The organism is Sphingobium sp. MP9-4, assembly GCF_005281675.1.
GTDB lineage: Bacteria > Pseudomonadota > Alphaproteobacteria > Sphingomonadales > Sphingomonadaceae > Sphingobium > Sphingobium yanoikuyae.
The window spans coordinates 24,747-45,733 of the sequence record NZ_LUFI01000019.1 but is presented as its reverse complement, the minus strand read 5'-3'; the positions used below and the strand labels follow the sequence as shown (position 1 = coordinate 45,733).

Genomic DNA, 20,987 nt, shown 5'->3' with positions numbered 1-20,987 from the left:
GTCGCTGCCAACGATAATGCCTTGCGCGCGATTAAATCGCCAGCAATAGGAATCGCAAATCTGGCAGGAGAACCTATGGGCCATCTCTACACTACCAAGGTCACGGCTATCGGAGGACGCAGCGGGACCGTTCGCAGCGAAGACGGTATCCTCGATCTGCAACTGGCGATGCCAAAGGAACTTGGCGGCAAAGGCGGTGCCACCAACCCCGAACAGCTCTTCGCGGCCGGCTATGCCGCGTGCTTCGAGAATGCGGTCATTCATGTGACCCGTGTGCAGGCCGACAGGGTTCGCGACGAGGACGTCGAGGTGACCGGCGAAGTGGGGCTGCTCCCCGACGACCGGGGTGGCTTCAGGCTCGCCGTAACGCTTGGCATTGCGATCACGGGCGTCGATCAGGCGGCAGCCGAGAAGATCGTTCAGGCTGCTCATGCCGTCTGTCCCTATTCGAACGCGGTGAAAGGCAATATCGACGTTCAACTCGACGTGACCACGCGGTGAGCGACGCGCGGCTGACCTTGGGGTTGGAGGAAGATCCGCTCCTGCTCGACCGCCAAATCTGCTTCCCGCTCTATGCAGCGACCAATCTGTTGGGCCGCCTCTATGGCCCGGTGTTGAGGAAGTTGAATCTCACCTATCCACAATATCTCGTCATGCTGGTGTTGTGGGAACAGCAGCCGCAGACGATAGGGGCTCTGGGTGCACGACTCTATCTCGACAGCGGCACGCTGACCCCGCTGCTTAAGCGGATGGAGGGTGCGGGTTTGCTTTCCCGCGCCCGCGACCCGAACGATGAGCGGCGCGTTTTGGTCACGCTGACGGAACGGGGCGAGACGCTTCGGAGCCAAGCCTTGCACGTTCCTGAGACTATGGCGAACGGCTACAACGCTGAGGGCGTCGATGCGCTGCGCGAGAGCGTGCGCGATCTGGTTTCCATCCTGGCGCAGCATAGCACGCGTTCCCGAGGGTCAAAGGCCGCTTGAAAAACTCCTCGTTCCTTGTTGGAGAAGTCAGATGCTACGTTCCTTCCTTATCGGTCTGGTGGCGGGTCAGCGCGGCATGACCCCGCTGGCCGTGATTGCCACGGCCACCCGCCGGCAGGAGATCGCGCCCCACCTTCCGCTCCAGGAATTGATGCTGAACCCGATCATCGCCGCCGGCACTGCTGTCATGGCGGCAGCCGAGATGGCGGGCGACAAGATGAAGACAGCGCCCGATCGTACGGTGCCCATCGGTCTGGCCGTTCGCAGTGTCACCGCAGCCTACGCGGGTGCTGCGCTGGCGCCGCGCGACAAGCGCGTGTTGGGTGCTGTTATTGCAGTTGGCGCAGCGCTGGCGTCCTCCCACGCCGGCCTTGCGGCGCGCAGGTGGTCCATGCGGCGTTTTGGCCAGACCGGCACCGGCTTTGTCGAGGATGCGATCGTCTTCGGCAGCGGCTTAGCCGTTAGCAATCCTTCCCTGGTCTCGCATCAGGCTTGATCGTTCCTACTGGGCTTAGCGTCAGATCGAGAAGACCAAGGGCCTCGCCCAATACTTCATTGCTGGGATTCATCCCCTTCTCCCTCCGCGCCGATCCCATTCTGCGCCGACGCCGGAATATGTCGGTAGAGTGTAGGTATCGACACGCCGATCGCCGGCGCGACTTCACGCGCCGCATCACCGTCTTTAGCCCAAGACTTGCTGCCGATCGAGCGCAAGAACCGGGTCTGAGGCCGGCCTCACCAGCCACGGCACCGAACTGAAAATCGCCGAGCATTACACCGACACCAGCGGGGCGACCGATCATGTCTTCGCCCTGTGCGCCATGCTGGGATTTCGTTTCTGCCCGCGCTTGCGCGACTTTCCCGACAGACGGCTCGCGCCGATCGCGCCGGTCACGGCCTATCCGTCCATCACCCCGCTGTTGGGCAAGCGTATCCGCACCGACATCATCGGCGAGCAATGGGATGACGTGCTGCGCCTCGTAGGATCGATCAAGGCCGGCCACGTCGCCCCATCGATCATGCTCCCGAAGCTCGCCGCCTATGAGCGGCAGAACCAGCTCGACGTCGCGCTACAGGAAATCGGCAAGATCGAGCGGACGCTGTTCATGCTCGACTGGCTCGAAAACCCCGATCTGCGTCGGCGATGCCATCCCGGCCTCAACAACAGCGAACAACGCCATGCCCTGACGCAGGCGATCTACACCTTCCGCCAGGGCCGTATCATCGACCGCAGCCATGAGGCGCAACAATATCGGGCATCCGGCCTCAACCTGGTCATCGCCGCGATCGTCATTGGAACACGATCTACATGGACGCCGCCGCTTCCGCTGGCCGCAAGGTCCTCAATCTGCCGCCCGATAGCCGCGTCGCCTGAACGTTCGCTGATTGTTCGCCCTAAGCGTTGTTTAGCGTACCATCCACGCTATGCCCTCTAAAATGGAGGTATCCAACTTTATCATCCCTTTATCGGCCGAGCGGTAGTCAGTTTGCAACCGCGTGCAACGGCCAGTCCGCGAAGAAAGCCGCGCCTGACAAGTCCCGCGTCCAGCGCGGCATTGTAGCGGCGTTCTGCCGGTGCCGCCCCGCTCACCTCCCGAACTAGCCCGCGAAACGGGATGAGCGCGTTCACGACCGTCTTACCGCCGGCTTCGGCGAGCTTGCCAGCGCGATTTTCCTTCGTGCCATGTCCCGGCACATAGTCTGGGCCAAGGACCTCGCCGAGTTCGGCCATGGAAGCGCTGATCTGGGAGCATGTACGCGCCCCAGTAGTCGCATATGGGTCTTGAGCAGCGCGTTCTAAAACGGGAGGTATTTCGCGTTTTTTGGCGCCCACGTCGCGCACTGGCTGGGTCGCGATGTCGCCCGCCTTGTTCAAGGTGTTAGCAACGGGCCTCTTGTCCTCCTCCGTGGATGGGGTCGTTGGACGCACTTCTTGAGCCTGAGCGGTTGCTGGAAGAACTAAAATGGCCATAAGCGCCAGTTTGGGAATACGTGATAGCATGCGCACGTAACGCAATAGGCGTTTGAACGTTGCAATCAAATTACCATGGCAGTTTGAAATCTCCGTACCAATAATCATAGCTTGGCACTTCCATTCAAGTTTTCGGGGCAAAACGCCCGAGAAAAACTCGGGCACAATTTACGTCACTACGGACTGCTTGATTGAGTACGGACCCTCGTCCATTCGACGAGCTGGACGAGATATTGATCCGTGGCCACGCTGAACGCCGAGACGATCGCACTCACCCGGTTGTCCTGCGCCGGAGCATCGGCCTCGAAGCGGCGGGTCGCCACCACCGTCCGGTCGCTCATGCGGAACAGGCGCGCCTCGCCCTCCACGCGCACGACCGGCGGGTCCTTTTTACCCGCTGCGGGTGCGTAAACGGCCTCGAACCGATCGACCGATAGCTGAAGAGCATAATCGACGCCGGCTGCCTGGCGCGGTGTCGTCAGCAGAATTTCGGATGCCTGCGCGGCGAACACGGTTCTTGCCAGTCCAGCCAGCATGTCCGGCGCCGGAGTGACCCACCGGGCATCCTTGAGGTACAAGGTTTCAGCCCCGCGGCTGACAAGAATCCGATCGCTTCGTGCCTCGGCTGCGAAGTCGATCGGCAGGAAAATGACACCCCTGCGGGTAGCGGGGGCGGATGCTTGCTGTACAGGCGGATCAAGAGCGGTTTCCAGCCGAAAAAGATTGTCGGGCTTCCCGCCGCCGAGCAGTGAGCCCACACAACCGCCGAGCAGCAAGGCGAGGCCCAAGGGAGCGATTTTCCCGATCCGGTTCACCGTGGTAACTCCAGTTCCTTGCCAGAGCCCTTTGTCAGCGTGGCGCGCGGATCGCGCCGCACGTCGCGTATCAGGCCATCCAGTGATTTCGCTGTTTCCTGGAGCTCTAGCATTGTTGCGTTGATGTTAGGCAAGGTTGTCGTCCCGATAGCGCTGCTCTGCGTGTCCAGCTTTGCGATGACTCCGCGCGCGTCGCGGATCCCGAGCTTTAGTTCAGCGGCAGCATCGGAAATGTCGGAGAAGGCCTGGCGCCCGTCGCCGTTGGCGATGGTGCGCACGGATCGCGCCGCGTCCTGGATGTCCGTCGCGGCAAGGTCTAGCTTGGCCAGTGCCGAACTTGCACGATCAAACATTGCGCGGTTCTCGACGAGCGCGTCTGAGGTTTCCCGGACGTTCTGAAATGTTTTCTCGGCATTGGCGATTGTTCGGTCGGACAGTACACGGTTGACGCGGTCAAGCGCATCCGCAGCCTTCTGGATCAGTTGTCCGCCCCCCTGCAGGAGTGACGAGAGCGCATTGCCCTTGCTACGGATGACGGGGCGCTCCTCCTTCGAGACCTTATTCAACAAAGGACGACTGGGTGTGCCGGCGCTGATCTGGACTATGCTTACGCCGGAAATGCCCTCGCTTTCGAGAGTGGCGATCGAATCATCGCGCACCGGCGTTCCAGCCTTGATCTGAATATCGGTGATGACCCGATTGGGGTCGCGTGGGTCCAGATCGATCCGTTCGATCTGGCCTACCTTGATTCCGTTGAACTGGACTTCCCCGCCCTCGCTCAGGCCTCGGACGGGTCCGCGAAAGAGGATCCGATAATCATCGACCTTCCGGTTGATTTGCAGACTGCCGAGCCAGATCACGAAGGCGGCAGCCGCAATGAAGACGATTGTCGAAATTACACCAACCAAGGCGTAGTGGGCGTGACGCTCCATCAGTTATAAGTCCTTTGCGCGGCGCGCCCGCGCGGCCCCTGGAAAAAGTCTCTTACCCATGGATGTTCCGACCGTTCGAGATCTTCCACAGGCGCGACGGCAATGACCTTCCTTTCGGCGAGGACGGCGACCCGGTCGCAGATTGCATGGAGCGTATCGAGATCATGGGTGATCAGGAAAACGGTGAGGCCAAGTGCGTCACGCAGGGTCCGGATCAACTCGTCGAACTCATTTGCGGCAATCGGATCGAGACCGGAAGTCGGCTCATCCAGAAAGAGCAGCGCTGGATCGAGCGCGATCGCTCGCGCGATTCCGGCCCGTTTTCTCATTCCGCCCGACAGCTCCGCCGGCTTCTTCGCACCGGCGTCTTCGGGTAGTCCTGCCAATTTGATCTTGAGCGCAGCCAGCTTTCCAACAAGTTCCATCGGCAGGTCTGAGTGCTCGAGGAACGGCGCCTCGACATTCTCCTGCACGGTCAGAGCCGAGAACAGCGCTCCGTTCTGGAAAAGGACCCCGATCCGCCGCTCGACTTCGTCGCGCTCGCCCCCCTCCTGAATGTCATGGCCGAACAGTTCGACTTTACCAGCATCGGGCGTCTTTAGTCCGAGTATCGTATTTAGCAGAACCGACTTGCCTGATCCCGATCCGCCGACGAGCCCGAGGATTTCCCCCGCCTTCACGTCGAGATTCAAATCGTCGTGAATAAGCGTGTCGCCGAACTCCGTTCGCAGACCGGTGACGCGGATCGGCGGCGCTGCGCTTCCACGATCGGGCGCATCGCCGGTCACAGATCAAGCTCCATGAAGATCACGGCGAAGATCGCGTCAAACATGATGATCAGGAAAATCGACTGGACGACGGCGGAGGTGACACCCCTGCCGAGACTTTCCGTATCGCCGCTGACCGCAAGTCCCTTGCCGCATCCCGCGGCGGCGATCACCAAGGCGAAAAAGGGCGCCTTGACGAGCCCGATCCAGAAATGCGTCAAGCTCACGGTGTCGACTGTGCGTTCGAGAAAGAAGACCGGGCTGATGTCCATCGTAGCCCAGCTGACCAGCAGTCCGCCCAGGATGCCGCCGATGTCGCCACAGAAGGTCAGGATCGGAACCATCAGAAGCGCGGCAAGGACCCTCGGCACAACGAGGGCGTCGAATTCGTCAACGCCCATAACCTTCATCGCATCGACTTCCTGGTTCATGCGCATTGCGCCGATCTCCGCCGCGAAAGCAGAAGCGGACCGGCCGGCAAACAGGATTGCGGCGATGACCGCCCCGAACTCTCGCAAGATGGCTACGCCGACCAGCTCCACGGTGAAGGCGGAAACGCCAAACGTCGAAAGCAGGTTGGCGCCGACAAGCGCCACGATCGCACCGATGAAGAAGCACATCATCATCACGATCGGAATTGCATTGATGCCCGCCTGCTCCATCACGCTGAAAAGCGGTGTCAGGCGCAAGCGCTTCGGGTTCCTGAGGTGCCGGCCTAGCGCGACAACCAGGCGCCCTTGGAAATCCATCACCGCCCAGATTTGGCCTATGAATCTTTCAACCTGCCTGCCGATACGAGCAAAGAACGTGTTAATGGCGGAGGCTGCGGGCTCGGTAACCTGGCGGGCTTCGGACGGTGCGCCCACCAGATCCGCGAGCCGGCGAAGATCCTGACGATCACTGGCCTCCAGCGGCGCTGTTGAGCCGAGCGCTTCGACGAGTGCCAAGGCACCCGCACTGTCCACGTGACCGAGGCTCTGAACGTCCAGCGCTTTGGGCCGGGAACCTTCGGTGAGCGACCGCATGATTTCCGTTGGCAGGTTGCCCAGTCCGAATGCGGTCCAGTCGCCGCCAATCGCAAGGCAGAGCCCTTCGCCAGACTGGCGCAGCTCGTAACGTGCGGACTCGACGCCGACTTCAAAGGGGGGGTTGTGGCCCGGCACGCTCATCAAAAACCGATATCTCCCCTAAACGCTAATCATCGAGGAACAAGCCCAGAATGAGCAACTTATGGAACTAATCATGTCGTCATGTCCTTGTCGCCTAAAATCTTTAAAGATCCCCCGCCCTCCCCCATGTCAACAAACAGAGTTATCCGATCTTTACGCCCCGCCAGTCCCGTTTCTTCTTTCTCGGTCTGGCAGACCGATCGGCCGCTGGTGCGGCCTCGTCCCGGCCGTCTCTGTCCGCCAACAGCGGCGTCGATCGCTCCTCGATGAGCGCGCGCAGCCGAGTGCGGCCCCGCGCTATGCGACTTTTGACCGTTCCTGTGGTAACGCCGAGCCGCATCGCGGCCTCTTCGATCGACGCGCCCTGGCTCGCCAGCAGCACCGCCTCGCGCTGATGGGGCGGCAGTTCGCCGAGCGCCCAATCCGCATCCCGCAGCCAGATGGCGAGGCTCTGGGTCTCGTCCACCTTCAGCATCCGGTCGCGCGCCTCCTCGGGAAGGTCCGCCTGAAAGCGGGCGCGACGACGACCGGTGAGGAAGTTGTTCTTCATCACGGTTCGAGCCCAGGCAATCAGGCTCGTCCCGGCCGCGAAGCTGGCCCGCGCGCTCCAGCAGCGTAGCAGGGTATCCTGCAAGAGGTCGTCGGCGTCCGCACCGCCCGCGGTCAGCCGCCGGGCATAAGCGCTGAGCGCGGCCGTCTGCTCGATCAGTGCCGCTCCGAAATGATCGTCGGGCATGGCGACTGGGGAAGCATGGACGGGCACCTCGGGCGGCATCTTGTTCTCCGGACAGGCTTTTCCTGCCCTCAGGTGATATAGGGTACGCAAGGCGGGAATGTTGCCGGCTAGAATGCTTCGAGCCCGGTTCGTCCCGTCCCGGGCGATCGGAGCTGTGCCCGCTATAGAGTAAGATTGATACGGCCGAAGATCGGCAAAGATCTCTTTTAGGCATCGTCGCCTTTCTTCTCCGCGCCGATTGCATCCTGCGCAGACGCCGGAAAATGCCGGTAGAGCGTAGGGACCGATACGCCGATTGCCGGCGCGACTTCGCGCACCGTCATCCCCGACGCGAACAGCCTTCGAGCTGCTTCAATACGCTTGGAGGTCATCACTGTCTTTCTCCCACCGACCCTCCCCTCGCGCCTTGCGGCTATCAGTGCGGCTGTAGTGCGCTCGCGAATGAGATCACGCTCCATTTCAGCTAATGCAGCGAGAATGCGGAACACGAACTTGCCAGCCGTTCCTGACGTGTCGATACCGTCGGTTATCGAGCGCAGACCAATGTCGCGCATCTCCAGCTCGATTGAGAGATCGATTAATCCCTTGGATGTTCGACCTAGCCGATCCAGTTTCCAGATTACCAGTATGTCGCCGGAGCGCGCATGCGAGAGGGCTTCAGCTAGGCCGGCACGATTGGCATTGGACCCACTAGCCTTGTCGGTGAATGTACGCTCGCAACCCACCGCGCGGAGCGCGTCGAGCTGAGGTGTTAGATCCTGTTCGGGCGTCGAGACGCGGGCGTAGCCAATCAGCATGGGTTATTCTCAAAACTTACCGTCCGCACCTATCACGAGCCAGCTCAATCGAGAAAGTGTTTTGATACGTGCTGCACGCCTGCTATGCTTTCTCACATGGTCCCGCTTCATAATCGATCGTTTGTGAGAAGGCCGCGGGGGCTGTCCCGTCCGTCGGTTTCCGAAAGCACGAATGGCGATGCCAACGCCGTCGTCCGGTTATCGAAAGCACGAACTTTGACCGTAAAATCGGCCATCACAGGGGAGCGCCACCGGGCAGCAGCCCTAATCTTCGTGCTTTCGACAACCGGCCGGAACCCGATGGGGCTGCGGACCACATGAGCTTGCCTATCCAACAGGGCGACCTGTTTTCGCTCGATAGCCCGCTGTTGAAGGAGGTTCGCGGCGAACGGTCGCTGATGGCGTTCCCGTTCTTTGCGTTGGGCAAGGGTAAGTGGACCAAGCCGCTCGCCTACAAGACCGACGCGGTTTCGATCGAGATCGTCGCCACCGCGAAGGGCGTTGCGACGATCTACGACAAAGAGGTGTTGCTTTACATCGCGAGCCTCATGGTGGCGAAGCTGGAGGCCGGCGTGGACGTCTCCCAGGACTTCTATTTTACCGCTCACGACCTATTCCACGTCACCGGCGTCAACGGCTCGGCCCGCTCCTATACGCGCCTGTCGGACGCGCTGGAACGGCTACAGGGCACGAAGACCGGCGCTTCCGAACGAGGTGTTGCCGGAAGACGACCGTCAGCCTCGAACTGCTTCCGCAAATCCCGTCGCCAGGCCTAGACTTGCGACGGATCCAACCCGTGACGGCGCGCGACGGCGCTGACACCTTCACCTACGTAACACTCGGCGACAATCGAGGCCTTTACCTCAGGCGGCCAGTCCCGTCGCTTGCCCGCGCCCGTGAATACCTCAAACCGCTGCGCGCCCTTGCTCACAGGATCATCACTCGTGATCATCATAGTAGCAGCGCACCCCAGTCCGTCAGGGCGCGGAGACTCGGCGCTGCTTCCTACGACCGCAAGGTGGGGTCAGGGCTCCGCTTACGGACAAGCCAAACTCGAGCGGGCCACAATTGCCACGGTGACGAGCTGGGTGCGCCACCGAGATTTACCAGCATGATCGGAAGCTTGTTGACTATGAACACCATGCGGCCGGCAAAGTTGATATAGCGCCGCCTTAAAACTACGCTGTCTAGAGTCGTTCCTACTCGGCAGGAACCGCTATCGCATCCTTCATCCGCCGGAATGCCCGGTGCGATTCGATATTTTCCGGTGCCAGCCCAAATGCAGTCTGCCGCGGAATGTCCTGCGCGTTGATCTCATCGTAGCGCAGGTAATAGGCCTTGTGCATCCGGTAGAAGGGTATCTCCGGATAAAGGTGATGGATCAGGTGATAGTTCTGATAGACCAGCAGGGGGGTCAGCAGCCATTCGAGCCCGAACCGCATGGTCGTCGCCATATAGGGCCTGCATCGCAAGTGGGCCGATGCCACCGAGTTCCGCTTCGGCAAGGAGCCTGCCGCGTTGGCGGCATAACCCTGAAAGAAGGATCTGAGGCATACGCAGAACAAATTTTTGCCCGAGAGGGCGAAATCCGGATCGTCCACGGGGACGATGGGCGAGGTGATCTCGTTGAGAGCCCCCAACCTGCAGCGCCAATCCCCGCAAGGTCGTGAAACAGATTGAGACGCCTTGCTCTCCTGACCCCATCATGCGGCGGCCACAGCGCCGACCGCGAAGAGAAGCGCGTGACCCGTGCGATGAACCGGAAAAGCCGACAGGAGTTGACTTCAACAGCCCCAATCAGAGAGGACTCTCAGAAGTGCTTCCGGAAGGCGATCGAGGCCGCGATCTGGCTATGCGTCGCTTCGATCGGCGCGGCCGTGTTGGGAGGCCCGTCATTGGACACGCTCTTGGGAAAGGCATAGGTCAAAGCGAAATCGAGGGCACTGTTCTTGCCGAGCGCCCAGGAACCGCCGCCCGTGATGTCGGTGGTCGGTGTGGACGGGATGATCGCCAACACCCCGTGGCCCGGGGTGGGCTCGTCCGCATAGTGAAAGCCGCCCCGCACCGCGAAGCGCGGGGTCAGTCGATATTGCACACCCACGCCGACCACATTGGTGTCCCGGTAGTTGGTCGGAAAGGACAGATTGATGTCGGCGCCCGAAGCGTCGTCCTTGAAACCCACCGAGACATTCTTCATCGCGCTTCCCCAGAACACGCGCCGATAGTCGACCGCCACGGAGAGCCTGTCCGAGAACTCATGGAACACGCCCGCCGTGAATTGCGCGGGGCCCTGGAAATCGCGCACCCGCACCTTCCCGCTGAGCGGGATGTTGCCGGCCACCGCACTCACCGCGGTAAGCGTCGAGTGGCCGGTGAGATCGCTGACCGAGGTCTTAAAACTATAGACGATGCCCAACCGCGTTCTGCGCGATACCTGATAGGTCGCGCCGAGCTTGCCGCCGATGCCCCAACCCTCGGCCGCTCCGCCGACGATGCTGTGGTTGGTGAAGTTCAAATAGCCACCCGAGAGCTGGGGAATGCCGAGCAGGGTCGGCACCAGCGACCCGGACAGGCGCTGTTGGGCGGCGAGCGTCCCGATCTGTGATGTGTCGAGGAGCAGCCCCACGTTCATCGAGGTCCAGACCACGTCCAGCGAGCCGCCGACCGCAAGCCTGTCCGTCACCTGGTAGGCGGCTGAAACCGGAATCCGCAGCGTCAGCATGCGAGAGAAGTTTCGCAGGCCCGTGTCGGTGGTATTGGTGACGGTGCGCGACAGAAAGCTGTCCGCGGCATATTGGGTTCCAACGCCGGCTGCCGCGAAGGAGCCGATGCCCAGCGTGTATCGCCCCTTCCGGCAGACGAAGGCGACCTCCGGCGCATAATAGGGCCCGTTATTGGTGCCCTCGCTGTTGGAATGCGCGACCTCGCCCGTTGCGGTATTCCGGATCTTGAGATTGCTGGTGATGATGTCGCCACCGATCTGGCCGTCGCATCCGTCCGGCATCAGCGCGAGCGTTGCGGGATTGATCATCATGCCGGCCGGGCCGATGTCGTAGGCCGCGCCGGTTCCGCCCATCGCGATCGACGTCGGGCCATAGCCGATGAAATTGAAGCCTTCTGTGGCATGAGCGCTGCCGGACCAGAACAGCGCCATGCAGAAACCCGATGCCAATACTAACTTGCTTTTCATTCCCCGTCTCCCTTCTTGCGCGTCGCCTATGCTGACGATCGCGGCCTATTGATCCCTGCTGTCTGTGAACTTGTCGTAGTGAATGTCGTCGACCGAAATGCCATGGTGGGTCAGCCCGGTAATGGCCGCATCGACCACCTTGTCGTAGACGCTGTCCTGGACGAACAGCCGGATGGCCGCGAAGCAGATTTGGCCCGAATTGAAGAACATCGCCAGTACGGCGCCCAGCCCCACTTGATCGAGATCGGCATCGTCAAACACGATTCTCGGCGACTTGCCGCCAAGCTCGAGCGTGACCCGCTTCATGTCGCCCAGCGAATATTCGACGATCTTCTTGCCGACAGCGGTCGATCCGGTGAAGGTGATCTTGTCGACACCCCGGGTGGCTGGCGAGCGCCTCGCCCGCTTCATGGCCATAGCCGTTGACGATGTTAAGGTCGCCCGCGGGCAGGCCCGCCTCGAGGCACAGCTCGGCCAGGCGCATCGTGCTGAGCGGGGTCAGCTCGGAAGGCTTGACGACCACGGTGCATCCGGGGCCAGCGCCGAAGCAATCTTCCAGGAACCGAGCGCCAGTGGATAGTTCCCAAGGCGTAATGGCCCACCACGCTGACCGGCCCACACCTCGTGTAGGCATTCCACCGGACAACTGCAGGTCTGGCCCCCACTGCATCCATAATCTTGACGTTCTGGTCCGCGCTCTCATCCAGCAGACGATCGGAAAACTGCGCACGATAGCTACTGCCATATTGCCCCTGAAACCACGAGGTTGCTCCCTGTACGCGTCGAGTGCTGCAGGCGCGACAAGGCGCGCATGGGCGCCGATCATCGGCACTTTGCTATCCATTGAGAATTCCAACCATGGCTGGCGCTTTCAGCAATGTTCAGCAGCCGATATCAAATCGGATATACCAGATACCGGGGCAGAACGGACGTATCGAGCTCGGCCCGTCTGGACAGCAGCTTCAACGCACCGGCTTTTTCCAAACGGATGGTATCAAGATATTGACCCGCAGCCAGGACTTGGGTGATGCCGCTATCGGTGGGCGTCATGAAGAGCGAGAAATTCGATCGCATCGAGATAGTAGAGGCATCGGCGCGTTGATACGCGACGCGCTGGACGAAGTGACGGGTGCGATAGTCCTGGAACGTACCGACCCAGATATCGTTCACGAAAGTGACGCGATCCTCGAGCCGGGATCGGCAATCGTCGTACATGAACCCCAGGGCGAGACCATTTTCCGAATTTTCGGCGGCACGGCAGATATAGGAGGCCTCGTCTTCCTCGGAATAGTTAGCGAGCCAGCCCATCATGTCCTTGCTATCGAGCGCGCTTGCATCGGCCATCAAAAGGGCGTCGAGCGCGGATTCGAGCGTGGTGTCGGTTTGCATCATGCCTCGGCCCTCTCAAAACCCATCACCGATCGGTAATATTCCCAACGGGGAAGATTGCCGCTCTCGTCGTTCTGGAGGAACTCCGACTCCAGCTTCGACTGGTCGTGCACGCCCTTCTGGAAAATCGCATTGCCGGGCGTATGGTTGCCAATATGGATGCGATGGAAGATCGATGCGTCCTCCATGCTGATCAGGCCGCAGGGTCCCAGCAGGTTGGAGCTTTGCCGCAGACGATGGAGGACCATGTCCTCATCGTCGTCCTGGTGCGCGAAATAGGCGTAGTGGACCTCGACCGTCTCTTCATCGACCGGGGTTGCGAAGCGCAAATTGATGACATCGAGATGCTTAGTCGAAACGAAGGTCGGGAAGAGCGAAACGATGCGCGAGCCGACCGCAGGGTCCTGCCCCTTGAAGGCGATCAGCGAAGCATCCTTGAGCACTGTGGGGCCGCTGACCACCGACAGCGCCGATTCGAAACAGATGTGGCCATGTTTCGTCGCGGTGAACTGACGTCCCTTGCCGCCTTGCCAATTGAGCATCTTGAATGCCTGGTGGAGCAATGGCGCATGGTAGCCGTCGTTGTCGGTATATGACTTCCAGTTGCTGTCGTAGCGCACCTTCTGATAGCCCAGCAGCTTGAGCCTGCCGTCCCCGCCGAGAAGTTCGCGCAAGGTGTTCTGCGACGCGCCGAGGAACTCCGTCAACGTTTCGGTTTCAGCCGAAAGGGTCACGAAAATCAGGCCATAGAAACTGTCGAACCGGGGCTGCGCCAGGGGATAGTCGGACTTGTCGAAGCCGGGCAGAAAATCGCGATGGTTGGGGCAACCGACCAGATCGCCCTTCGCATCGAACAGCCAGCGGTGATAGGGGCATTCGAATTCGGTCTTGTTCCCCATCACCGCGGTTTCGAGCTGGTTGCCGCGATGCGAACAGGCGTTGTAAAACACCCGCACGACGCCTTCCCTGTCGCGGGCGATCAGCAGCGGAACGCCGGCCAAGCGGAAGGTCTTGAAATCGCCTGGATTGGGCAACTCGCTTTCATGCGCGACCGGGTGCCATTCCTGCCCGAAAAAGATGCGCTTCATCTCTTCGGCGTAAATATCCTTGCGGGTGAACGCCGCCTTCGGAACCTCGTTGAAGTTCTTGGGCCAGGTCAAGCCAATTTCGCTCATCGCAATCCTCCTAGGCAGCAGCCCCCAATGCTTCGGCTTCGAGCGCTTTGCCCAGTTCGGCCCACATCTGACCGGACTTGCGCGCTCCCGCCAGATAGGGCTCCGGACAGAGATGGTAGGGCGGACGTACAGGCCCGGCCTTCATCCAGCCACCGGCGTCCATCCGCGCCTTTTCAAGCGCAATATTGTAGGTCGAGAATTCCTTGAAGCTGCCGTTCGGGAACAAGGGGGCTGCGGTCGGGCCGAGGCGGCCCATGAACGCCTTGGCCGCACTCCAGTCGCCGCTTGCGCGGGCCTGGGCGACCAGGTCGCGCAGGGTGGTCGTCACCAGCGGGTGGCAGACCGCTCCGCTCGACCAGAAAGCGTCGACCGAATCATCCATCCGCGCCGCGCCATAATAGTCGAAGTCGATCGGCAGCAGCTTGATCCGGCCCCGGATCGCGGCCAGATCGGGCAAGAGGTTGGCGACGCCGATATATTTGGCGGTCACGACCTGCGGAATTTCAGCCACTTGAGCCCAGAACGGACGCGGGAAATCGAATTTGAAGGCTTCCGGGTTCGCGTAGATCGCGATGTTCATTTCCGGCACGGCTTCGGCAACGTCCTTGTAAAACTGGACAGCGACGTCGAGGCTAGGCGCGCACCACATCGGCACGCCAAGCATCGTGCCGTCGGCACCGAGCGCGAGCGCTTCCCGCGTCAGCGCCACCGTATCGCGGGTGTTGATGCAGGTCGTGCCGACGAAAACCGGAACCCGACCGGCCGCCGCGTCGATCAGCGCACGCATGAAATCCAGCTTTTCGTCATGGGTCATGGTCGCGGCTTCGCCCAGCGTTCCCATGCTCAGGATGCCGTCGATCCCGGCATCGATCAGCCCGTTGACCACGCGAGCAGTTTCATCGAGATCGACGGTCTTGGTCGCACGCCAGTCCGACGCGTTATCCTTGGACGGGGTCGGAATGATTGCCCAAGCGCCCTTGACATCGGCGGCGCTCAACAACGGTTTGGCCATGACTCATACTCTCCCAATGGAAATTGCCCGCCTCGAGCGGGACGTTCGCTATTGTGTAATGCTTTTCCTTATGTCACTTCAAGTCCTAATATCGGGCTCTTGCCGCTAATGGCAGGAATTGCCGAAGATCGAATAGGTCTCGTTCGCTGGGGCGGACGACGGGGAGAATGTGGACGTGACTTTGCTGAATCGATTCCATGACAAGGTGGCCGTGGTCACGGGTGGAGCGCAAGGTATTGGCTTGGCGACCGCAAGGCGCCTGGCCGTGGAAGGCGCCAGCGTGGTCATCGCCGACCGCGCAGCGGAGGCGGCCGAGGCTTCGGCCGCACAGCTCCAGGCGGAAGGCAGCAATGCCCTGGCAGTCGCGGTGGACCTGGAACACTGCGAAGGCGCTGTTGAACTGTATCAGACGGTCATTGACCGATTCGGGCGAATCGACGTCGCCGTTCACAACGTCGGCGGCACGATCTGGGCCAAGCCCTACTGGGACTACACCCCGCAGGAAATCACCGCGGAAATCAACCGGTCTCTGTGGCCGACACTGTGGTGCTGCCACGCGGTTCTGCCCCACATGCGGACTGCAGGGCGGGGTGCGATCGTCAACATCGGCTCGGTTGCGACACGCGGCGTCAACCGGGTCCCCTATGCCGCCGCAAAGGGCGGGGTCGCCGCGCTGACCGCAGCCCTCTCACTTGAGCTCGAAGCCAGCGGCATCCGCGTCAACTGCGTCGCGCCGGGCGGAGTCAACGTGACCAGGGTCACCCCCCGCAATCCGGCTGCGCCCACCGAAGCGGATCGCCTGGGCTTCAGCCAGGTGTTCGAACAGACGCTGCGCGATACGCCGATGGCCCGCTTTGGCGAGCCCGATGAACTGGCCGCGGCGATCTGCTTTTTCGCCTCCGACGATGCGTCCTACGTCACAGGCCAGACACTTTTCGTCGCCGGGGGCGGCATCGGCTGACCGCGCCGCGGGCTAATCAGCCCGCCTGCTTGAGCAGATCCCGCAAGGACATACCGGCGTCGGCCAGGCTCGCAGCGCTGGCGCGGGCCCGGCGTTCAACGAGCCGTTTTCCCACCCCCATATCGGGCGCGCGGTTGACTGTCAGCACACCTTCGATCGCCTCGCCGGCCAGGAAGAAGGCGACGAAGGCGTTGCTGTCCATCTCGCCGCGGATCGCCACCTCGGCTTCCACCGGAATCTGCCCGCAGAACTGGATGTTGAGATCGAACTGGTCGCTCCAGTACCACATCGGCTTGCAGTAGGAGACCTCCTGCCCCAGCATCGCCAGAGCAGCCGCCTGCGCCTGGTCCGCCGCGTTTTGGTAGGTTTCCTGCCGGAACCGACCGCCGAAAAACCCGTCCTGCTCGGCCACGTCGCCCGCCGCGAAAACCGCCAGGTTGCTGGTCTGGCAGCGACGGTCGACGATGATCCCGTTGTTGACCTCGATCCCGGCATCGCGGGCCAGCGAGGTGGCCGGCACGATTCCCACCCCCACGATCACGGCATCGCACGGGATCACGGTGCCATCGTCTGCCTCGACCGCGCTGACACGGTTGTCGGAAAACCTGAAGCCGGTCACGCCGCAGTTGAAATGGGTCGCGACTCCCCGCTTGCGATGTTCCTCGCCCAGCCATTGCCCAAAGCGCCGGCCGAGCGCTCGCTCCATCGGCACCGGCATCGGCTCGACGACGGTGACCTTGCAGCCGAGTTTCACCGCACTGGCGGCGACTTCGGCGCCGATCACGCCCATGCCGACAATCACGATGCTGGCCCCTTCGCGCAGGTCGAGGGCCATGCGGGTCGCATCGTCGCGCGTACGCAGATAATGGACGTTGGCGCAATTGGACCCGGCAAGGTTGAGCTTGCGGGCATGGCCGCCAGTGGCGAGCAGAATCCGGTCCGCCTGAACCAATTCGCCGCCCGACAGGCGAACCCCGCCGCCCGCAAGGTCGATCGCTTCGGCGCGGGTGCCCAGCCGCATGTCGATACGGTTGTCATCGTACCAGGCCTCGTCCTGGAGGAAGAAATTGTCCGGGACGTTGGCCGGGTCCCACAGCACTTCCTTGGACAGCGGCGGACGTTCATAGGGACGCCAGGGTTCTTCGCCGATCAAGGTGATTCGCCCGTCGAACCCCGCCTGCCGCAGGGCTTCGACTGCGCGCCCACCGGCCAGATTCGCACCAACAATCGCAATCGAGCGCACTTGGTTCTCTCCCCACTTTCTGTTTGCCACGTCCGGGCTGCTCGCCGCATCCCCAAATCAGCGGTTTTCATTGCACATTATACAACTCGTTGCAAGTGATGGACGCCAAGGCTCTCGCTACCGTCCGATCTTTTCCAGGCGCGATGCAAGCTGCCGCCGGGTCAGGCCTAGGTCTCGAGCTGCCTGCGCGACATTGCCCCGCGCAGCTTCCAGCGCGGCTTCGACGATCCTGCTCTCAACGGCTTTCAGCCCTTCCCCTTTCTGCCGCAACAGTCCGACCAAGTGACTGATTGACTGATCCTGTTCTTTACCGACCTCGGCGCCTGACACCCGTCCATCGTTGGTCAAGGCCAGGCCGGCCCTGATGCGCATGCGATCCGAGCCGAGGAAGAGGTGCCGAAGGTCGATCGCCTCGCGATCGTTCACCAGCAAAACCGCGCGTTCGACCATTCGTTCGAGTTCCCTGACATTGCCTGGATATTCGTGCATCAGCAGGGCATTGATCGATCTGGCAGTGAAGCCGGCGACCTCACGCCGATGGCGCCGTGCGTACTTCGCGCGGAAATGTTCCATCAAGCCGGGAATGTCCTCGCGGCGGTGACGCAAGGGAGGAACCTGGATCGGCAAGGTAGCGAGCCGGAAGAATAGATCGGCGCGGAAATGGCCTGCTTCCATTGCCGTTTCCAGGTCGATGTTGGACGCCGCGAGCAACCTCACATCGACCCTCGTGGTCCTGGTATCGCCGGCTCTCTCGAATTCGCCCTCCTGAATGACCCGCAGAACCTTGCTCTGGGCCAGCGGGGACAGCATCGAGATTTCATCAAGGAACAGTGTGCCGCCATGCGCCAGCTCGAACCGTCCCGGGCGGCTTGCCACCGCGCCCGTGTAGGCACCCTTTGCCACGCCAAACAGTTCCGCCTCGATCAGCCCTTCGGGTATGGCGGCACAGTTGAGCGCCACGAACGGCGCGTCCTTTCGGAGACTGGCGCGATGCGCCATCTTGGCGAACACTTCCTTGCCGACGCCGGTCTCGCCCAGGAACAGTAGGCTGGCATCGGTCCCAGCGGCGCGTTCAATCATGTTCCGGACGGCGTGATACCCGGCTGAAACGCCGGGGACGAATTCGTGCCGATCGGCCTGCGAGTTCGCCAACATCTGCGGCGGCACCGATTTCTCGACGTCGTCGAGTTCAGGCCATTCCGCTTCCGGCTTGGCGTGCAGCAGACAGGCGCCGTCTCCCATCCCCTGGCATTCGATCTCCCGCATGACGATCGGCTGGCCCGCGAAGGAACTGGCAAAGCCGCTCGCAAAGCCGGTTTGCAACCAGCAGACCGAATCGGCGCTGACGCCATCCGTTGCCAGATGGACCGCGGCCTCGATCGAATCGTGGACGACAAAGCTGCCGTGGAAATGGCCGCTCGCCGAATCGCTGTCCAAGGTCTCAATCTCGGTCCAGCCAAACCCGGTCAGCGCATGGGCCTGGGGCCCAACCGCAAAGGCTTCGAGAAACCCGCGATCGGGGCGCAGTTCCTTCGCCTCGACCGCGCACCTCGCGCCTTCCGCAAAGCCCATGTCCCAGAACAGGCGTCGCGCCCGCGCCAGTCCGAGTTGCACCACCAGCTGGCTGCGCAGCGTGGTCAGCGCCGATTGGCTCAAAAGCACGCATCGTTCGCTGTCGCGCCAGATGCGGCCCTGCTCGGGCGAAAAGCGCAAGCGTTTGGTAAGGTCGGCGTAGCCGGGAAGCTGTTTCATCGCCATCCTTTTTACCAAAATGTCAATCCTGCACCACGATTTTCTGAACAATTGACGCAAATGACAATCCCTGAAAGCAATCGAGCGTGAGCCGATCCCCCTTATCGAGCATGTTTGCGCCATTTTTCACCTTGGCATGATCTTTGCTTTATCCATGGCTACGTGGAACCGCCCGCTCCAAGCCGGGAGGTCCAACGGAGGAGAGGAGAAGGCCAATATGGATGTTGCAGATCTGGTCGATACGAGCACAGGCCGCCAATCACGCTCGATCTATTCCAGCGAGCCCATCTACCGCCAGGAGCTTGAGCGCGTCTTTGGCCGATGCTGGCTGTTCCTTGCCCACACCAGCCAGATTCCGCAGCCCAACGACTTCTTCCGCACCTACATGGGCGAAGACGACGTCATCGTCATCCGGCAGAAGGACGGCTCGGTAAAGGCCTTCCTCAACACCTGCACTCACCGCGGCAACCGCATCTGCCGCGCCGATCGCGGCAATGCCCGGTCCTTCACCTGCAACTACCACGGCTGGTCGTTCGCCCCAGATGGCGCGCTGGCAGGCGTGCCGCTCGAAAACGAGGCCTATTTCGGCGAACTCGACCGCAGCAAGTTCGGGCTCGTGCCGGTGGCGCAGGTCGCCGAATACAAGGGATTGATCTTCGGCAATTTCGATCCCGCCGCGCCGTCGCTCGAAGACTATCTCGGCGACGCCAAATTCTATCTCGACGTCTGGCTCGATGCTCTGCCCGGCGGCACCTCGCTGGTTGGCGAAACCCAGAAGATGGTCTTGAACACCAACTGGAAGCTGCCGGTCGAAAATGTCTGCGGCGATGGCTATCACCTGGGCTGGGCCCATGCCGGGGCGATGATGGCGGTGCAGTCGATGGACCTGTCCGGCCTCAGCGTCGGCAATTCCAGCGCCAACCTCGAAGGCGGGCTGTCGGTAGCCGGGCTCAACGGCCACATGGCGCTGACGTTTCTCGACGGCGTGTCCGGCTATGCTTTCTACCCCGATCCGAAGCCGATGCTCGACTATCTGGAGGCCAACCGGCCGACCGCGATCGAGCGGCTCGGCAAGACCCGCGGCGAACAGCTGTGGGGCTCTCAGATCAACATCACGATCTTTCCCAACCTCCAGTTCCTGCCCGGCCTCAACTGGTTCAGGGTCTACCATCCCAAGGGACCGGGCCAGATCGAGCAATGGACCTGGGCCATGGTCGAAAACGACATGCCCGAAGAGATCAAGGCGACAATCCTCGACAACCAGTGCCTGACCTTCGGGCTGGCCGGCCTGTTCGACAACGACGATGGCGACAACCTTGCCGCCTGCACCGAACAGTCGCGCGGCTGGCGCACTTCGCAGATGGATGTCTACACCAACATGGCGCTGGGCCGCTCCGGCGCGCGCGAAGGCTTTCCGGGCGACATTGCCGCCGGCCTGGTCAGCGAACACAATCAGCGCTACTTCTACCGCCGCTGGCAAGAACACATGCAGGCCTCGAGCTGGAGCGACGTTCCCGCCTACAATCTCAATTCGCTGGCATCGCGGGAGGCCGTCGATGCTTGACGTACGCCCCCAACCCGCCCTGCATGACACGGTAACCGCCCTTACCCAGCGCCTCTTCCATGAGGCGCGGCTGCTCGACGACGAGCGCTTCGAGGAGTGGCTGGAGTTGCTGTGCGAGGACGTGTCCTACCATATGGCGCTCAAGAGCCGTCGCTTCCGGGCCGATCGTTCCGCCCCGATCGCGGTCGGCGCGGGGAATGTCTTCAACGACAATCTCGCCCGGCTGAAGCTGCGGATCGATCGCCTGCGCTCCGGCTTTGTCTGGGCTGAGGATCCGCCGAACTTCGTGCGCCGGGTGGTCTCGAACGTCGAGGTTTTGGACGCGGACGAGCCGAACGAAGCGGTGGTTCATTCGGTGGTGGTGATCCACCGGAACCGGATCGACGGGCAGACCCGGTTGCTCACCGCCGGACGCACGGATCGCTGGCGCAAGGGGGGCGAAAGCTGGCTTCTCGCTGCGCGCGAAATCGCGCTCGACCATTCGGTGCTGCCCGACAGCAACGTCAACGTATTTTTCTAGATCAATACAA

At 61.7% G+C, this 20,987-nt stretch carries 22 protein-coding genes and 3 pseudogenes; 8 read left to right on the top strand and 17 right to left on the bottom strand.

The window, feature by feature from the left end:
* The first annotated feature begins 75 nt into the window (after positions 1-75).
* From A0U87_RS03815 to A0U87_RS03800, 4 genes and pseudogenes are all read left to right on the top strand, one after another.
* Complete coding sequence (locus A0U87_RS03815; protein WP_037508618.1) at positions 76-501, top strand: organic hydroperoxide resistance protein; 426 nt, start codon at positions 76-78, stop codon at positions 499-501.
* 23 nt (positions 502-524) lie between these two features.
* Complete coding sequence (locus tag A0U87_RS03810; protein ID WP_346763656.1) at positions 525-983, top strand: MarR family transcriptional regulator; 459 nt, start codon at positions 525-527, stop codon at positions 981-983.
* A 31-nt stretch (positions 984-1,014) separates the two neighbouring features.
* Positions 1,015-1,479 carry a DUF4126 family protein gene (locus A0U87_RS03805; RefSeq protein WP_037508620.1) on the top strand — a complete coding sequence of 155 codons (465 nt, stop codon included), beginning with the start codon at positions 1,015-1,017 and terminating at the stop codon, positions 1,477-1,479.
* 235 nt (positions 1,480-1,714) lie between these two features.
* A pseudogene (locus tag A0U87_RS03800) lies at positions 1,715-2,358 on the top strand (Tn3 family transposase); the annotation flags it as partial.
* Positions 2,359-2,439: 81 nt separating this feature from the next.
* Here A0U87_RS03800 and A0U87_RS03795 read toward each other — a convergent pair.
* The 7 genes from A0U87_RS03795 to A0U87_RS03765 all read right to left on the bottom strand — a co-directional run bounded on the left by A0U87_RS03795 (position 2,440) and on the right by A0U87_RS03765 (position 8,171).
* On the bottom strand, positions 2,440-2,985 hold the full coding sequence (locus tag A0U87_RS03795) for a hypothetical protein (protein WP_170978354.1): 546 nt from the start codon (positions 2,983-2,985) through the stop codon (positions 2,440-2,442).
* A 146-nt stretch (positions 2,986-3,131) separates the two neighbouring features.
* Positions 3,132-3,770, bottom strand: coding sequence for an ABC-type transport auxiliary lipoprotein family protein (locus A0U87_RS03790; RefSeq protein ID WP_037508623.1), 639 nt, complete (start codon positions 3,768-3,770; stop codon positions 3,132-3,134).
* Positions 3,767-4,702 (bottom strand): MlaD family protein, encoded by a 936-nt coding sequence (locus A0U87_RS03785; RefSeq protein WP_137405228.1) that lies wholly within the window; start codon positions 4,700-4,702, stop codon positions 3,767-3,769. The genes A0U87_RS03790 and A0U87_RS03785 overlap by 4 nt, the downstream gene beginning before the upstream one ends.
* Positions 4,702-5,490 (bottom strand): ATP-binding cassette domain-containing protein, encoded by a 789-nt coding sequence (locus A0U87_RS03780; RefSeq protein ID WP_037508633.1) that lies wholly within the window; start codon positions 5,488-5,490, stop codon positions 4,702-4,704. Before A0U87_RS03780 ends, A0U87_RS03785 begins: the two co-directional genes overlap by 1 nt.
* Positions 5,487-6,638: an ABC transporter permease gene (locus A0U87_RS03775; protein WP_080727003.1), complete on the bottom strand. Its 1,152-nt coding sequence runs from the start codon at positions 6,636-6,638 to the stop codon at positions 5,487-5,489. The genes A0U87_RS03780 and A0U87_RS03775 overlap by 4 nt, the downstream gene beginning before the upstream one ends.
* A gap of 142 nt (positions 6,639-6,780) precedes the next feature.
* The gene (locus A0U87_RS03770) at positions 6,781-7,413 is read right to left on the bottom strand and encodes a sigma-70 family RNA polymerase sigma factor (RefSeq protein WP_037508634.1); all 633 of its coding nucleotides are present in this window, start codon (positions 7,411-7,413) and stop codon (positions 6,781-6,783) included.
* Between the two features lie 167 nt (positions 7,414-7,580).
* Entirely contained in the window at positions 7,581-8,171 is a 591-nt protein-coding gene (locus A0U87_RS03765) for a recombinase family protein (protein ID WP_037508635.1), read from the bottom strand.
* A gap of 317 nt (positions 8,172-8,488) precedes the next feature.
* Here A0U87_RS03765 and A0U87_RS03760 point away from each other — a divergent pair.
* A pseudogene (locus tag A0U87_RS03760) lies at positions 8,489-8,866 on the top strand (replication initiator protein A); the annotation flags it as partial.
* A 77-nt stretch (positions 8,867-8,943) separates the two neighbouring features.
* Here A0U87_RS03760 and A0U87_RS03755 read toward each other — a convergent pair.
* The 8 genes and pseudogenes from A0U87_RS03755 to A0U87_RS03720 all read right to left on the bottom strand — a co-directional run bounded on the left by A0U87_RS03755 (position 8,944) and on the right by A0U87_RS03720 (position 14,937).
* Complete coding sequence (locus tag A0U87_RS03755) at positions 8,944-9,123, bottom strand: transposase (protein ID WP_230588535.1); 180 nt, start codon at positions 9,121-9,123, stop codon at positions 8,944-8,946.
* Between the two features lie 247 nt (positions 9,124-9,370).
* A complete protein-coding gene (locus A0U87_RS26595) occupies positions 9,371-9,811 on the bottom strand; it encodes a fatty acid desaturase (protein WP_037508636.1) in 441 nt (146 codons plus the stop codon).
* A gap of 170 nt (positions 9,812-9,981) precedes the next feature.
* Positions 9,982-11,361 carry an outer membrane protein transport protein gene (locus A0U87_RS03745; protein WP_037508638.1) on the bottom strand — a complete coding sequence of 460 codons (1,380 nt, stop codon included), beginning with the start codon at positions 11,359-11,361 and terminating at the stop codon, positions 9,982-9,984.
* Between the two features lie 45 nt (positions 11,362-11,406).
* Entirely contained in the window at positions 11,407-11,772 is a 366-nt protein-coding gene (locus tag A0U87_RS26975; RefSeq protein ID WP_037508640.1) for an aldehyde dehydrogenase family protein, read from the bottom strand.
* 31 nt (positions 11,773-11,803) lie between these two features.
* Positions 11,804-11,995, bottom strand: a pseudogene (locus A0U87_RS26970) (aldehyde dehydrogenase family protein); the annotation flags it as partial.
* Between the two features lie 260 nt (positions 11,996-12,255).
* Positions 12,256-12,753 (bottom strand): aromatic-ring-hydroxylating dioxygenase subunit beta, encoded by a 498-nt coding sequence (locus A0U87_RS03730; protein WP_037508646.1) that lies wholly within the window; start codon positions 12,751-12,753, stop codon positions 12,256-12,258.
* Complete coding sequence (locus A0U87_RS03725) at positions 12,750-13,925, bottom strand: aromatic ring-hydroxylating dioxygenase subunit alpha (RefSeq protein ID WP_037508651.1); 1,176 nt, start codon at positions 13,923-13,925, stop codon at positions 12,750-12,752. Before A0U87_RS03725 ends, A0U87_RS03730 begins: the two co-directional genes overlap by 4 nt.
* 10 nt (positions 13,926-13,935) lie before the next feature.
* A complete protein-coding gene (locus A0U87_RS03720; protein ID WP_025548219.1) occupies positions 13,936-14,937 on the bottom strand; it encodes a dihydrodipicolinate synthase family protein in 1,002 nt (333 codons plus the stop codon).
* 175 nt (positions 14,938-15,112) lie between these two features.
* Here A0U87_RS03720 and A0U87_RS03715 point away from each other — a divergent pair, with 175 nt between their 5' ends.
* Positions 15,113-15,898, top strand: coding sequence for a 1,6-dihydroxycyclohexa-2,4-diene-1-carboxylate dehydrogenase (locus A0U87_RS03715; RefSeq protein ID WP_170978350.1), 786 nt, complete (start codon positions 15,113-15,115; stop codon positions 15,896-15,898).
* A 16-nt stretch (positions 15,899-15,914) separates the two neighbouring features.
* Here the strand turns inward: A0U87_RS03715 and A0U87_RS03710 are convergent, their stop codons facing one another.
* Positions 15,915-17,141, bottom strand: a complete 1,227-nt coding sequence (locus A0U87_RS03710; protein WP_037508656.1) for an FAD-dependent oxidoreductase — start codon at positions 17,139-17,141, stop codon at positions 15,915-15,917.
* Positions 17,142-17,258: 117 nt separating this feature from the next.
* A complete protein-coding gene (locus tag A0U87_RS03705; RefSeq protein WP_037508782.1) occupies positions 17,259-18,893 on the bottom strand; it encodes a sigma-54-dependent Fis family transcriptional regulator in 1,635 nt (544 codons plus the stop codon).
* 217 nt (positions 18,894-19,110) lie between these two features.
* Here A0U87_RS03705 and A0U87_RS03700 point away from each other — a divergent pair, with 217 nt between their 5' ends.
* Together A0U87_RS03700 and A0U87_RS03695 are read left to right on the top strand one after the other, a co-directional pair.
* Complete coding sequence (locus A0U87_RS03700; RefSeq protein WP_037508659.1) at positions 19,111-20,457, top strand: aromatic ring-hydroxylating dioxygenase subunit alpha; 1,347 nt, start codon at positions 19,111-19,113, stop codon at positions 20,455-20,457.
* Positions 20,450-20,977, top strand: coding sequence for an aromatic-ring-hydroxylating dioxygenase subunit beta (locus tag A0U87_RS03695; protein WP_025548211.1), 528 nt, complete (start codon positions 20,450-20,452; stop codon positions 20,975-20,977). The genes A0U87_RS03700 and A0U87_RS03695 overlap by 8 nt, the downstream gene beginning before the upstream one ends.
* Positions 20,978-20,987: the final 10 nt, after the last annotated feature.